Source organism: Brevibacillus sp. MS2.2, assembly GCF_013284345.1.
Classification (GTDB): Bacteria; Bacillota; Bacilli; order Brevibacillales; family Brevibacillaceae; genus Brevibacillus; species Brevibacillus brevis_C.
On sequence record NZ_JABSUZ010000015.1, the window covers coordinates 31,602 to 47,826 of the forward strand.

At 53.9% G+C, this 16,225-nt stretch carries 1 protein-coding gene and 3 pseudogenes; all 4 read left to right on the forward strand.

Annotation, left to right across the window (positions count from 1 at the left end; all coding sequences use genetic code 11):
* The first annotated feature begins 12 nt into the window (after positions 1-12).
* The gene (locus HP568_RS15495; protein WP_173629529.1) at positions 13-5,823 is read left to right on the forward strand and encodes an SDR family NAD(P)-dependent oxidoreductase; all 5,811 of its coding nucleotides are present in this window, start codon (positions 13-15) and stop codon (positions 5,821-5,823) included.
* Positions 5,824-6,281: 458 nt separating this feature from the next.
* Positions 6,282-9,248, forward strand: a pseudogene (locus tag HP568_RS30350) (beta-ketoacyl synthase N-terminal-like domain-containing protein); the annotation flags it as partial.
* 717 nt (positions 9,249-9,965) lie between these two features.
* A pseudogene (locus tag HP568_RS30355) lies at positions 9,966-14,159 on the forward strand (type I polyketide synthase); the annotation flags it as partial.
* A 276-nt stretch (positions 14,160-14,435) separates the two neighbouring features.
* Positions 14,436-16,214, forward strand: a pseudogene (locus tag HP568_RS30360) (beta-ketoacyl synthase N-terminal-like domain-containing protein); the annotation flags it as partial.
* Positions 16,215-16,225: the final 11 nt, after the last annotated feature.

Sequence of the window (16,225 nt, forward strand, 5' to 3'; positions counted from 1 at the left end):
GGGGGTGTGAGGGTGAATATTCAAGAGATACTTCGCGCTTTGCAAGCGGGGGAGGTTAGTTCTGAAGATGCCAAGCGTCGAATTATGGCGCTGAAGGATGGCGCTGGGAGGAAAATCCCGTCTCCAGCAGACCATGCTGATTCCCGCAGTCCGGAACCGGAGAAGGCGGGATTAAAAGTCGACAGCCGGCAGTCAGCGAAATCGGATTCTGCCGGCCTGGTCGTGTCGAACGTTCATCACATCAGCGAGGTTTCTTTGCGGCCATGGTCTGTATCGGAGCCCGACTTTGGTGAAATGACGATACAAGTCATGGCGTCGGCGGTTAATTTTCCGGATCTCATGTGCGTAAACGGACTATATCCGACTATGCCCGACTATCCATTCGTGCCGGGGTTTGAAGTAGCCGGAATCGTCACACGCATCGGCAAAGGCGTAGAGGAGTTTCAGATCGGCGATGAGGTCATCGCTCTTACAGGCAAGCAACTGGGCGGCCATGCCAGCGAAGTGAACGTTGCCGCTGCTAATGCCGTCCGGAAGCCTGCCAACATAACGTTTGAAGAAGGGTGCAGCCTACCTGTCGTTTTCTCCACAGTTTATCACGCTTTCGAGACAGGGAAGCTTGCACACGGTGAGCAGGTGCTCATTCAGACGGCGACAGGCGGCTGCGGCCTTATCGCCCTGCAGCTGGCGAATTTGAAAGGCTGCAAGATTTACGGCACGAGCAGCAAAGCCGAAAAGCTCGACTTGCTTGATAGACTTGGCGTTGCTGCGGCGATCAATTACACCGCCTCGCCCTTTGATCGGGAAATCGCCTCCTTAACCAATGGTCGCGGGGTTGATGTTGTGCTTAATATGCTGGCCGGGGACGCGATTCAGAAGGGCTTGAATTGTTTGGCCCCTTCAGGCCGCTACCTGGAGCTGGCCGTGCATGCGCTGAAGACGAGTGGAAATCTAGATCTTTCCGGGCTTGTACATAACCAAACGATTCATAGCATTGATTTACGGCGGTTAAGTGCCCAAAAGGGATTTAACAAGGAATTGCTCCATGTGATGGTTGACCTGCTTCAAACGGAGAAAATCGTACCCATTGTATCCAGGATCTACCCCTTTCAGCGGGTTCAAGAGGCGCTTGAATATGTCAGCAGCGGACAGCATATCGGCAAAGTCGTCATAAGCCGTATGGCGGAGGAAATGACGGACCGGACTGACGAGCTGATCGAGCGGATGCGAAGGCAGAAAAGTCAGAGGCAGGAATCCTTTGGATTGCACAGTGCGCAAGCGTCCATTAGTAGCCGGGAAGATATGCCCAAGGAGAAAAGCCGGAAATCGCCCGATTTGGATGGCATTGCCATCATCGGGATGTCAGGCCAATTCCCCAAGGCCGCTAATATTGACGAATTATGGGACAACATTTGCAAAGGTGAAGACTGCGTATCCGAGATTCCTGCAGAACGCTGGTCTCTCGAGCGATACTACGATCCCGATCCGAAGAAGCCGGGCAAAACGTATTCGAAATGGATGGGCGTCTTGGAGGATGCGGACAAATTTGATCCGTTATTTTTCCAAATATCGCCCGTGGAAGCGGAATACATGGATCCGCAGCAGCGGCTATTCCTGGCGAACAGCTGGGCATGCATCGAGAATGCCGGACTGCGTCCGTCCGACTTGTCCGGCAGCCGCTGCGGGGTCTTTGCTGGATGCGGTACCGGCGATTACGGACGTATGGAGAGAGGAGAAGAGCTCCATGCGCAAAATCTGATGGGGACCTCGGTTTCCATTTTAAGCGCACGCATCTCCTACCTGCTGAATTTGAAGGGTCCCTGCATGGCGATCGACACCGCTTGCTCCTCCTCGCTTGTCGCGATTTCAGAAGCCTGCAGCAGCTTGCTCCTGGACAATTGCGACATGGCGTTAGCCGGCGGAGTTAATGTTATGAGCGGTCCGGCCATGCACATTATGACGAGCAAATCCGGAATGCTGTCCAAGGATGGGCGTTGCTATACGTTCGATAACAGGGCGAATGGATTCGTTCCGGGGGAAGGAACGGGCGTGCTGCTGCTTAAGCGGCTGTCCGACGCGGTCCGCGACAAAGACCCGATTCATGCCGTCATACGCGGCTGGGGTATTAATCAGGACGGGAAGACAAACGGAATCACAGCGCCCAGCGCCGCTTCACAGGAAGAGCTGGAGAAATCCGTCTTTGATAAATTCGACATTAACCCGGAGACTATTTCGCTTGTCGAAGCACATGGTACAGGAACAAAGCTCGGCGATCCGATCGAGGTCGAAGCTCTAACGGCATCGTTCGGCGCATATACGGACAAAAGGGGCTACTGCGCACTCGGTTCCATTAAGAGCAATATCGGTCATTTGCTCGCGGCATCCGGCGTATCGGGCGTCATCAAGGTCGTACAGTCGCTGAAGCATCGTATGCTGCCGCCAACCATTCATTTCGATTCTTTGAATGAGCATATCCGACTTGATGGAAGTCCCTTCTTTGTAAACACATCCTTGAAGAAGTGGGAGATCGAATCCGGCATTCGACGGGCCTCCGTCAGCTCCTTCGGGTTTAGCGGAACGAACGCCTATATGGTCATTGAGGAATACAATTCGGAATCGCCCGGACATTCGGCCCCACCTATGGATCAACCGCTAATATTCCCGGTATCGGCCAAGACCGAAGATCGACTGGACGACGCTGTCGCATCCCTTAAAGCCTTCCTTCTGCGGGAAACAGACATCTGTTTGTCAGATGTGGCGTTGACACTGCAAGCGGGGAGGGAAGAGATGGATGTTCGTGCGGCGTTCACGGCAAACACGAGGGAGGAGCTGCTCCAGGCAATGGAGGACCATTTGCTGCGGAGGCCTTCTTCTTGTGTATTCTCTGGGAAAGTAAACAGACGGCAGATAAGGAATGCGATCGCATCAAGCGAAGAATTGCCATCCGAGCATGAGACCGGTGCCTCTCAAGCGGTAAAGCTTGCCGATGCCGCAAAGAAGTGGGTGCAGGGCTTACAAGCGCTGCCTTTGGTAAACGGGGGGAAGCGCATCCACATGCCAACCTATCCGTTTGCGAAGGAGCGGTACTGGCTTGAAGAAAAGGCTTCGGACCGGGACACGCTCCATACGAAGATTTTGACTGAGCGTCTTCATCCGCTTGTGCACAGAAATACGTCGGTGTTAGGGAAGACCCGGTTCAGCGCCTCTTTTACAAATGAGGAGACGCTGCTGCGAGACCATGTTGTCTCCGGACAGCCTATCATGCCAGGAATGGTCTACCTTGAGATGGCTCGCGCTGCAGTCGAGCTTGCGACCGATTACGTGCAAAAGGGACGGGCCATTACGCTGGAAAATGTGGTATGGTTGCGGCCTTTTATTGCGAAAGCGACGGCCGGACACATTCATGTTTCCTTAACGCAGGAGGGTGACAACCAGGTTTCATTTTGTATTCTGGCAGGATCTTCGAAGGCGGATGCAGATGCGGATGAAGGCCAGATTTATAGCAAAGGGACAGCTGTTATTCATGCGTCTTCTGCCCCTCCTCAGCTGGACGTGCAGGCCATTCGCGCCCAATGCTCGGTCGCAAAGCTGGATCAGGAAACGTGCTACGGCGCTTTCGAAAATATTGGAATTGCATATGGTCCAGGTTATAGAGCAGTAGAGACGATTGAAATCGGCCAAGATTGTGCGATCGCTAAGATTCATTTGCCGGGGACCATGAGTGACGAGACGCAGCGGATTGGATGCAATCCGGTATTGCTCGACGCTGCCGCTCAGTCCACGATTGGCTTCGCCTGGCACAGTCATGGACGCCAAATCGACGCTGAGAAAAACGGGCCCTATGTGCCATTTGCGATTCAGGAGCTTACGGTCTACCGTCCTTGTACTTCAGTGATGTGGGCGGTCACCCGCATAAAGAAAGCAGAAGCTTCAGGAGATTCGCTGCGCGTCTTCGATATCGATTTGTGTGACGAGGAAGGCCATGTTTGTGTGGCCATGCGGGGAATGGCAACCAAGCGTGCAGGGAAATCAAGGGACTGGAGCTTTAACCCTCATCAAGCCGAGACTGATGGTTCTCACCGATTACCTGATGGATTGCTGCTGCTTCCTACCTGGGAACTTGCCGCATTCAACGAAGCGCCAGCCCAGCATGTTCCGGATGCCGACATCGTGATCGGCGGAACGCCAGAGCAAATAAATCAAATCAACCACAGGTATCCTGCGGCTCAGCCGCTGTCGTTTGAAGCCGGAGCTTCGATTGAGGATATGGCTCAGAAGCTGAGCAACTATAACGATCTGAAGCATATTATATGGATTTCGCCGGTTCATCCGATTCAAACTGTGCGGGACGAAGGGATTATCAGCGAACAAAAGGATGGGGTATTCCAGCTTTTTAGGCTAATAAAGTCACTGCTCGAAATCGGCTTCGGATCGAGGCCCTTGCACTGGTCCATCATCACCGTGGAGGCTCAGCCGATTCGTGCAGGCGAACCATCTGGTTTTGCACATGCCGGTGTCCATGGTTTGGTCGGGTCCATGGCGAAGGAATATCCGAGCTGGAGCGTGCGACTGTTAGACATAGGCCTGAAGGACGAACTGCCGTTGGACGTTCTGCCCTCGCTACCAAGGGATGCCAAGGGAAACGCATGGGGCTACCGAAACGGCGGGTGGTACAAGCAGATGCTGGTTCCTGTCAAAAGCTTGCCGATTAAGCATACCGCTTACCGGCACGGCGGCGTTTATGTCATCATCGGGGGAGCTGGAGGCATTGGCGAGGTATGGACCGAGTATATGATCCGTACCTATCAAGCACAAATCGTGTGGATTGGTCGCAGAGAGATGGATGAAGCCATTCGGGCTAAGATCGCACGGTTAGGGGATCTTGGACCTGCGCCATCCTATATCCAGGCCGATGCGGCAAATTTGACATCGCTCCAGCAGGCCTACGAGAAGATAAAGTCGCGGTATACGCGTATTCATGGCATTGTTCACTCCGCGATCGTCCTGCTCGATCAAAGCTTGGCAAAAATGGACGAGCAGCGGTTTGAAGCGGGGTATGTAGCCAAAAACGACACAGTTGTAAGAACAGCTCAAGTATTTGATCGTGAGCAGTTGGATTTTGTTTTGTTCTTTTCATCCTTTAATTCGTTTCTGAAATCGCCTGGTCAGAGCAATTACACAGCCGGGTGTACATTTAGCGACGCTTTCGCAGTGAAGCTCGCCTCCGAATGGTCTTGTGCCGTCAAGACGATCAATTGGGGGTATTGGGGAAGTGTGGGGACGGTTTCAACCGAGACTCTCCGCGAGAAAATGGCCCGGATCGGAATGGGGTCCATCGAGCCGGACGAAGCCATGGACGTCGTGGAAAGACTGCTTGCCGGGAAGGTGAATCAACTGTGCTTCGTCAAAACGACCAAGCCGCTGCATATAGAGGAGACCGTCGAAGATCAGCATATAACGGTTCTACCTGAACGCTTCGGATCAGTCATCAGCAGGATCAGAAGCGACTTTGTTCCGGCTCCCTTTCAAGCCCTCTCGTCTGCAGATCGACCTTTAGAGGAAAAGACGGGAAGTATCCCAGATGCGAAGCAGCGGGCAGAGGTGCTGTCTCTCGTGAGGGAAGCGGCAGCAATGTTCTTGAAGGTCGACGAACAGGACATAGAACCCGACGCGGAATTAGCGGAATACGGCCTTGATCCGGTTAAGATGAGTTTACTCACGGAAATGCTCAATCAACGGCTCGGAATAGATGTAACGCCGGAGCTGGTCATCCGGCACCGGAGCTTCAGGGAGCTGGCGGATAGGATCGCAGATATAAGATGAAAGCCGGGTGTATCGCAATGGACGAAAGGAGCGGTCAGGTGAACGGTATAGAGGAGAGCATACGAGATGTGAAGCGCTTGGAAGAAGAACTTCTGGTCAAGCTTCTTTGGGTGCAACTGCAAGCTGCCGGCTTCTTTAACCGAGAGCGGCAAGCCAAGGAGGAGCTGGCCGGATTGCTGGGCCAATCTCGGCTTTACGACAGATGGTTGGAGACTAGCATCGATTATTTACTTCGCTATGGCTTTATATCGGAGGTTGTCGGCGAATACATCGTCGATCCGAATCGGAAAGAAGACCATGCAGCCGTCTGGGCCCAATGGGATCTGCATTTGGAGCAATGGAGGCATCACCCGGATTCCGGAGCGCAAATGATCCTTGTCGACGCAGCACTCCGAGCACTTCCGCAGGTGCTGTGCGGAAATACGGCCGCTACGGATATTATATTCCCGAACGGATCGATGACGCTTGTCGAGGGTATCTACAAAAACAATCATATCGCGGATTACTTCAACAAGATCGTATCGGATCTTACGCTTGCGTTTATTAGGGAACGGGTTCAAGAAGATCCTGCCGTCCGCTTGCGCATTTTGGAAATCGGCGCAGGAACGGGCGGAACAAGCGCACGGGTGCTGGCCGGACTTAAACCGGTGCAGGAGCATATTGCAGAATACTGCTATACGGATATTTCTCAAGCGTTTTTGCTTCATGCCCAGCACGAGTACGGACCGCATTACCCGTTTTTGACCTATCGTCTATATGATGCCCAGAAGCCGGCTTCGGTGCAGGGCTTCGAGGAAGGCGCATTCGATCTTGTGATTGCAACCAATGTGCTGCATGCAACCCGAAATATGAAGACAACGATCCGAAGCGTCAAGACGGTCCTGAAGCATAGCGGTCTGCTGCTCCTCAATGAAATGAGCAGTAGCAATCTGTTCATCCACCTGACGTTCGGTCTGCTTGAAGGCTGGTGGCTGTATGAGGATCAAGAGCTTCGGATGCCGGGATCACCGGGTTTGGCACCCAATTCGTGGCGTTCGCTGTTGGAGGAGGAGGGCTTCCTCGATGTATTTTTCCCTGCTGAGCATTCACACGGTCTTGGACAGCAGATTATAGCAGCCGAAAGCGACGGTGTAATCCGGATACGAAGTCAAGAGGATGCATCGGATAACGCTGCAAAAGAACAACCCCAGCGGGAGCCGATTGCTCGTACAACACTGCCCGCCAAAAAGGATGAACAAAGCCAGGAGGTGCTCTGCGAGAAGGGCAGAGAACGACTGAAGGCACTCATCTGCGAAACGCTGAAAATTCCATACCAGCGCATGGAAACATACGTGCCGCTAGAGACATACGGAATCGATTCGATTCTGGTCGTGCAGCTTACGGAAGCACTCCGGCCTCATTTCGCCCAAATAAACAGTACGCTATTTTTCGAGCACTCAACGATTAATGCGCTAGCCGACTATTTGCTGCAAGCCCATCCGGAAGAGATGCTTCGCTTCACGGGAATGGAGAGACAAGCAGTAGGCAGCTCCATTTTCGATACGCAAGAAGTACCCGCTAGCAATCTGGCGCCAGATCGTCATACGAAACCGGCAGCCCTTGAGTCGATTAACGAACAGCAAGCGGTCATCGAAATGTCGGAGAGCGAAGCGGCAGGCAAACAGGATGTGGCGATCATCGGCTTGTCCGGACGTTATCCGGGGGCACGGAATGTAGAACAGTTCTGGGAAAACCTTAAACACGGAACCAATTGCATTACCGAAATTCCATCTGACCGGTGGGATTGGAGACTCTACTACGACGAAGAGAGGGGCAAGGAGGGCGCTGTCTATAGCAAATGGGGCGGATTTCTGGACGATATCGACAAATTCGACCCGCTATTCTTTCAGATTGCGCCCAAGGAAGCCGAACGAATGGATCCGCAAGAGCGGATTTTTTTGGAAACCGCTTATGCGAGTATAGAGGATGCCGGTTATACCCCGGAACGTCTAAGCCGTTCCGGGAAGGTTGGTGTTTTTGTCGGGGTGATGAACGGCAATTATTCGACTGGGGCGAATTTTTGGTCCATTGCCAATCGGCTATCTTATCTTATGAATTTCCAGGGGCCGAGCCTGGCTGTCGATACGGCATGCTCCTCCTCGCTCACTGCGATCCACCTTGCGCTTGAGAGTATCTATTCCGGTACCAGCGAATGCGCGATTGCGGGCGGCGTTAATTTGATCGTACATCCAGTCCACTACGAGAGGTTAACTTCGATGAACATGCTCTCCTCCGGCGATCAATGCAAATCCTTCGGTGCACAAGCTGACGGATTCGTCGATGGAGAGGGTGTAGGCGCGGTTGTCCTCAAGCCGTTGCATGCGGCGATTGCGGACGGCGATCATATTTACGGCATCATAAAAGGAAGCATGCTGAATGCCGGCGGCCGGACGAACGGCTATACAGTACCCAGCGCTTCCGCTCAAGCGCAGCTGATCCAAGACGCCTTAAAGCGGTCTGGCGTACATCCGGGTGCTGTCAGCTATATCGAAGCTCATGGTACTGGAACGGCGCTTGGTGACCCGATTGAAGTCGAGGGGCTGACGCGAGCATTCTCGCCGCTGGTCGGAGAACATGGCTATTGTGCGATCGGATCTGTTAAATCGAATATTGGCCACTGTGAGAGCGCGGCCGGCATAGCGGGACTGACCAAGGTGCTGATGCAAATGAAGCATGGACAGCTTGCGCCGACTTTGCACGCGGACGAAGTGAATCCGAATATCGCCTTCGAGCGGACGCCTTTTGCGGTGCAGCAGCGGCTGGCGGAATGGAAACGGCCCGTCGTCGTCTTGAACGGGGAAACGATCACGTATCCACGTATCGCTGGCATATCCTCCTTCGGTGCCGGAGGAGCGAATGCCCATCTTGTCGTCCAAGAGTTCACAGGGAAGGCCGAAGACCGTCCGGACTTGGCACAGCACGCTTCAATCATCGTTTTATCCGCGATGAACGAGGAGCGTCTGGAAGCGAACGTCCGCCAGTTTGCCGAAGCCATCGAGGCAAGAACATGGCGGGATGAGGAGCTTGCAAATATTGCGTTTACGCTTCAGATTGGCCGGCCGGCGATGGAGGAACGCTTAGCCTTCACCGCAGCGTCAATTGCGGAGCTAAAGGAAAAGCTGGAACAGTACAGGATGTATGGTGTCGGCCCCAGCATTTATCGCGGACAGGTTAAGCGGGGAAGAAATTCGTTTCAGGCACTGGCTGCGGACGATGATATGCAGACGGCGATTGATGCCTGGTTTGCCAAGGGAAAGTACGGCAAGCTGCTTGATCTTTGGACGAAAGGGCTCGAAATCGATTGGCAGAAGCTCTACGGCGGCAAACCTCCGCGCAGAGTGAGCCTGCCGACTTATCCGTTTGCCAAGGAACGCTATTGGCTCGCTGCTTCTGAACCGGCTGCGGTTAAGGTCCCTTTTGAAGTGATGACGTTTCAGGAAACGTGGCAGCCGGCTGAATGGAAGGAAGTGCTGCACGAACAGCCGCGGACGGTCGTTTGCTTCCTTTCGGATTCACACCGTCAACTAGAGCTGACGGAAGCTGTTAACCGCTTAAGTCCGAAGACGAAGCTGGTTTTTGTGTCACGTTACGAGGGCGAAGCGTTGAATACATGGCCGCATTCCATAGATAAGTGGGATTCATCCGGCTTCGAACGGGTGCTGGCGGACGTCAACCGGACAGAGGCGGTAGAAGCCATTCTGTTTTTATGGCCTTTGGAGACAGCGCCTTCAGCGCAAATGACGGACGAACTAACCGCGCTCATCCAAGGGATGCATACCTCAGGCCTTACGTCGATCAGGCTGCTGGTCGCGGCGACGTGCTCCACGGAAATCGAACACTGCCATGCGGAGTCTTGGATCGGCTTTGAGCGTTCGATCGGCCCGCTTATGAAGGATGTGCGGCTGTCTGTTCATCTCTTTACGGACGGTTTTCAGGCGGAACGCAGTTCGGGTCGCAATCTTTGGGAGTCGTTGTGGATGGAGCTTGGACAGGACAAGGTGCGAAGCTCTTTATATGCAGGGGGAGAGCGGCATGTTTGTTCCGTGCGCGAAACCCGGCTTCAGCCGAAAGCGACCAAATTCCGCCGGGGCGGCATTTATCTCATTACAGGCGGCTTCGGCGGAATCGGCATGGTCGTTGCGGAGCATTTGGCCAAAGCGTATCAGGCCAAGCTTATCCTGACGGGTCGGTCATCCATTGATGCTCGCAAAAGATCGATGATGAAAAAGCTTGAAGCCGCAGGTGCCACCGTATTCGCGATCCAAGCGGACGTGTGTGACTATGCCGCCATGAAGCAAGGACTTGCTGAAGCTCGGGCTGCTTTATCGGGAAGCATAAACGGCGTTATCCATGCAGCCGGTACGGAAAGCGGCCGTAGCATTCTGGATAAGAAAACGGAGCAATTCTACGAAGTCATACAACCGAAGATTACCGGCACGCTCCTGCTCGATGAGCTGCTTCAAGAAGAACGCGAGCTTGATTTTGTTGCTTACTTCTCTTCGATATCCGCTGTACTGGGCGATTTCGGATCGTGCGATTACGCTGTCGGTAACCGGTTCATGACCACCTACGCAAATCGGGCTTCCCGCGTTCGCATGGGAGATCGACGACATGGCGGGTCGATTGTTTCCATTCAGTGGCCGCTGTGGAAGGATGGCGGCATGAGTGTCGGGGATCCGGCTATGACGAAAATGTATCTTCAAGCAAGCGGTCAGCGTGCCTTGGAAGCCGAGCAGGGGATCGCGCTGCTTGAGCTTCTGTTAGCACAGGATGAGCCCAATCATCTTGTGATGGTTGGGAATCGCGAGAGCGTCCGCCGCTCTCTAGGTCTGGAGCCGACAGTTGAACAGGAAGCGGTAAAGCCGGTGAAGGCGGCGCCGTTGACATCAATCGCGAAGCGGGCAGAACGTGCCGAGCTGAATGTAGAGCAGCTACTGGAGGAGGACCTGAAGGAGCACATCAGTCGAATCGTAGCGATCCCGATTGACCGGATCGACAAGGAACAGTATTTTTCCGATTTCGGCTTCAATTCCATCAGCTTTGCCGAGCTGGCTTCATCGCTGACCAAGCATTACTGCATTGATCTTACGCCAGCCGTCTTCTTCTCCTATCCGACGGTAGAGAAGCTTATCCATTTTTACTTGCGGGAGCATCGTGACGACCTGACCGGGTTTTACAAGGACAGATATGAGCTTCGTCCTGATGATGTGCTGGAATTTCATCAGGAAGCGGCTGCTCCGGAATCCGTTCATACGGAGCCATCTAAACCGATTGAAGAACCCGCCGCTGCGGTTGAAACACAAAGCCATCCATTTCCGGAGCCCATCGCGATTATCGGCATGAGCGGACGGTTTCCTGACGCCCGTTCGGTTGAAGACATGTGGCGTATTCTGCGGGAAGGCCGCGATGTGGTTCAGCCGATGCCAGAAGAACGAAGCATTCTCATGAACGGTGAGAACTGGACGTGCGGATGGGTGCCGGGCGTCAGCGAATTCGATCCTGCCTTCTTCGAAATCTCTCCGCGTGAGGCGGAGCTGATGGACCCAAGGCAGCGGCTGTTATTACAGGAGTCGATGCGAGCGCTGGAGGATGCAGGATACGGGAGCAAGCAGTTGCGGGAAGGAAATATCGGCGTATTTGTCGGAGCCGAGGATGGCGACTACCAGTTTATCGCTAAAGGGGCAGGCAGCGTGACATCCACGAACAATGCGATACTGGCATCCCGCCTTTCGTACTTCCTTAACCTGAGTGGACCTGTTATGTCAATCAATACCGCTTGTTCCTCCGGGCTGGTCGCCGCCCATCAAGCATGTGTCAGCCTTCGCAACCGTGAATGCGATACGGCTATCGCCGCCGGTGTTAACCTTATGCTGACGCCGTTGTATTTGAACGGGATGAGGGAAGCAGGCATGCTCTCGCCGGACGGCAAATGCTATGCCTTTGACAACCGGGCAAACGGTATGGTACCGGGCGAGGCGGTCGTTGCCGTCGTGATGAAAAGATTGTCTTTGGCAAAGAAAGATGGCGATCCGATTTATGCTGTCATCCGTGGCAGCGGCATCAATTATGATGGCAAAACAAACGGAATTACGGCGCCGAATGCGGCAGCACAGTCCCGCCTCATCCGTTCGGTGTACGAGCAGGCCGGCGTGAATCCGAAGCAGGTTGAGTATATCGTTACGCATGGAACGGGTACAAAGCTGGGGGATCCTGTCGAAATCCACGCGCTTCAGGAAGCGTTTAAAGGGGCGGAGTTACACGAAAGTACATGCGCGTTAACCTCTCCCAAAACTAATTTTGGTCATAGCTTCGCAGCTTCAGGCCTGGTCAGCCTCGTTAATCTCGTCCAGGCGTTCCGTCATGAGACGATACCTGCAAGTCTTCATATGGATAAGGAAAACGACTTTATTCGATTTGAAGGGAGTCCGTTCTATGTGAACCGCGAGCCGAGGCCATGGCGTTCCAGCTCAGGGGCGCCGTTAACCGGTGCCGTAAGTGCGTTCGGCATGAGCGGTACGAATGCCCATTTCGTCCTTCAGAGCTACAACGAGAAGCAGCACAGCAGCGATTCCGGTCAAACAGCGTATTATATGCTTCCCCTCTCAGCAAAGAGCGAGGATGCGCTTTTGCAGAGAATAGACGATATGCGCCATTACATGGCGAGTCAGCCTGAATCGGTGGAATTATCACAAATTGGCCTTACGCTTCTCGAAGGCAGACAGCCGTTTGCTTATCGCTGCGTAATCGTTGCCTCCAGCAAGGAGGAAGCGGTAGAAGCCTGGTTGGCTGCGGCTGAGAAGCGGTCTGGCCCGCATATTTTGTTCGGACAAGTAGAACGGATGTTTAAAGCCGACATGGTGAAGGAGCAGGAAAGGGCCGAATGGCTTCATAAAATCCAGTCTATGGACAAGGCTTCGAGTGAATACCGGGGAGCATTGATCGCGCTGGCCGAGTTATACTGCCAAGGCTATAGCCTGGACGGGGATTTATTATTCGGGGACGAGATGCAAAGTCGTATCCATTTGCCGGTATATCCGTTCTCTCGGGACACCTATTGGGTTCCCGCAGAGGCCTCAAGCGGTGCTGTCGCAGACTCCCTTCAGCCCGATACGACACGTTTGCTCTGCAAAGAATGGATAGAAGAGCAGGCATCGGCCGACGGAGAACCGCCAGGTAAAGTCGCTATCGTTACTGTGGATGGAACCCGCGAGCTTGCGATGGAACTTAAATCCCGGCTGCCCGGCGCTGTCGTCCTTCATCCTCGCCAACTCGATGAGATGACAGCGGGAGAGGTCGAGGAGATGGATTTCGATGCTTGCATTGACCTTTTAGGCTGCAGCAGCGAAGCGGATCGGAGCCTGGAAGGATTGCCTTGGCTCCAGCGGCTAATAGACGTAAGACGAAACAAAGGAATCAAATTGATCGGCGTAACGAAAGGTCTTGAGCGATTCCGCAGCGATGCCGTGCGATTATCCGGAGCTTGCAGAGCCGGACTATACCGTATGCTGCAAAGCGAATACGCCAATATTCATTCCAGGCATGTCGATATAGATGCTTCGGATCATTGTAAAGCCTGGGCGGAACAATTGATTGCAGAACTGCATTGTAACAGCGAGTGGCCGGAAATTTGTTACCGCAAATCCGTGCGTTACCGCGCATGCCTGCGGGAGCAAGAGACGACACAGAATGCCAAGCCGCTTTCGTGGCCGGAGGGGCATGTGCTGTGGATTACCGGCGGAACGCGAGGACTAGGCGCATTGTGTGCACGCCATTACGTTGAAACCATGGGCGTGAAAAGGCTTGTCTTGCTCGGGAGAGAAGCGCTGCCTCCCCGGGAAACATGGGAAAACGAGGCGGTCCGGACTTCACCAATGGCGAATAAGATCCGTTTGGTCAAGGAATTGGAGAAGATAGGGGCTGACGTGCGGACGCTCAACATCCCGCTAACGGATACCGGTGCACTAAAGCAGGCGCTTCTTGATATTCGAGAGGAATGGGGACCGGCAGGAGGCGTGATCCACTGCGCCGGCGTCGGTGATCGGGAGTATCCAGCTTTTGTTCACAAGCCAACCTCTGTTATACGGCAGGTATTGGAGCCGAAAGTGGAAGGCTTAATGTCCGTATGGGAATGTTTCAAGGATGAGCCGCTTGCCTTTTTTGCTCTATTCTCGTCCGTATCGGCGGCTGTTCCATCGCTAGCTGCGGGACAAAGCGATTATGCGATGGCCAATTCATTTATGGATTATTTCGCGCAGGCTCATGCGAATCAAAAGCCCATTATCAGCATTCAGTGGCCGAGCTGGAAAGAATCGGGCATGGGCGAGGTACAAAGTGGCGCCTTCCTTGCCACCGGTATGCACAGCCTGACCGACCGGGAAGGGCTGAGATTACTCGATCATATGATTGCAAATCCGCCGGGAGCGGTCGTTCTGCCTGCTGTCGTTCAACCTGACAAGTGGCAGCCGGAGCGTCTGCTTATGCGGCGACTTGAAAGCAGCTTCACCACGCGAGCTCTCGCTTCCGGCCCATCGGAAGTGCGCTTGGAGTCACAAGCATCGCTGCCGGGAGCCGTACGTTCATGGCTGTTGGATTTATTTGCAGCAGAATTGAAACTTGAACGATCCAAGCTGGAGCTTACCATACCGATTCAGGATTATGGTGCAGACTCGATCATATTGGCGCAATTAATTCGGACAATAAGCCGCACCGTAGGCAAGGATATCGATCCATCGGTGCTTTACGAGCATACGACCATTCAGTCGCTCGCAGATTGGCTGACGGCCTCCTACGGCGAGCCGCTGACCCGGGCGTTGCTGTCGGGGAGCCAGGAGTGCCAGGAGCATGAACAGTCAATGCCCATTCATGATTTTAGAGATGCTCCTTCCATGCCTGTAGCGGAGCTCTCCCGTCAGCCCATTCATCAGGAACGAATCGGCGAGGAGGATATTGCGGTCGTCGGGATGTCCTGCCGATTTCCGGGAGCGAAGGATTTGACCCATTATTGGTCACTGCTCACGGAAGGCCGAAGTGCGATACGGCCGGTCCCGAAGGAACGATGGGGGAGCGCCCATCCTTATTATGCAGGGCTGCTGGATGAGCTTCGCCATGCCGATCCGTCGTTTTTTCATATTCCGGACGAGGATGCCAGAGCGATGGACCCGCAGGCACTGCTCATCTTGGAGGAAAGTGTAAAAGCGCTTCATCACGCAGGATATAACCGTGCGGACGTAAAAGGAAAGGCCGTTGGCGTTTATATCGGTGCCAGAACCCAGTATTGGCCGGGCGAGGAACTGCTCCTTCAAACGAGAAATCCGATTGTCGCGGTCGGCCAAAATTACTTGGCTGCGAATATATCCCGTTTTCTTGACCTAAGGGGTCCCAGCATGGTGATCGATACGGCCTGTTCCTCTGCCTTGACCGGGATGAGCATGGCCATTCAAAGCCTGCGGAGCGGGGATACGGTGTCCGCGTTGGTGGGAGGGGTCAGTCTGCTGAACAGCGACTTCTCGCACAAGCTATTCGGTCAGCGCGGCATTCTGAGCAAAAGCTCGACATTTCACGTCTTTGACGGCCGGGCTGATGGCGTTGTACTCAGTGAAGGCGCCGGCGTTGTCCTGTTAAAAACAGTGAAACAGGCGCTGGCGGACGGAGACCGCATCTATGCGGTTATCAAGGGAATCGCGGTAAATAACGATGGGAAAACCGCGGGGCCGGCGGCTCCAAATATGCAGGCGCAGAAGGACGTTATGCTCGCAGCCTTAAAGAAGAGCGGCAGAAAGCCGTCTGACGTCTCTTATATCGAAACGAACGGCTCAGGCTCGGAAGTAACCGATCTGTTGGAGCTCAAGACGATCCAGCAGGTTTATGGCAACGGTGGAAATGCCGCTATCGCTTTGGGCTCCATCAAGCCCAATATCGGTCACCCGCTAAGCGCCGAAGGGATTGCGAGCTTCATTAAGGTTGTGCTGATGCTCGATCATGGCCAGTTTGTACCGTTTTTATCGGGAGAGCTGCCGATGCGGCATTTTGATTTGGAAGCGTCCCCGTTTTTCTTTCACCGTGAAACGAAGAGCTGGAGTGAATCGGTTCGAACAGCGGCGATAAACTGTTTTGGCGACGGAGGCACCAATGTTCATGCGGTTGTAGAATCTTGGCAGGAAGTGCGCTCAGGAGACGCCATACGGAAGCCGCTGCCTTGGCCGGAAGAATGGCAGGAAAGCGGAAAATCGGTTAGCGAATCATCGTCTGATTCACAGACGGTCAAGAGCCGAACGAATATATGGAAAATGAAAGCGGAAGAGCGGAAGGTCAGCAGCCCGAAATCATTCTGGGGCGGAACTAAACCCAAATAACCCCATGGGGC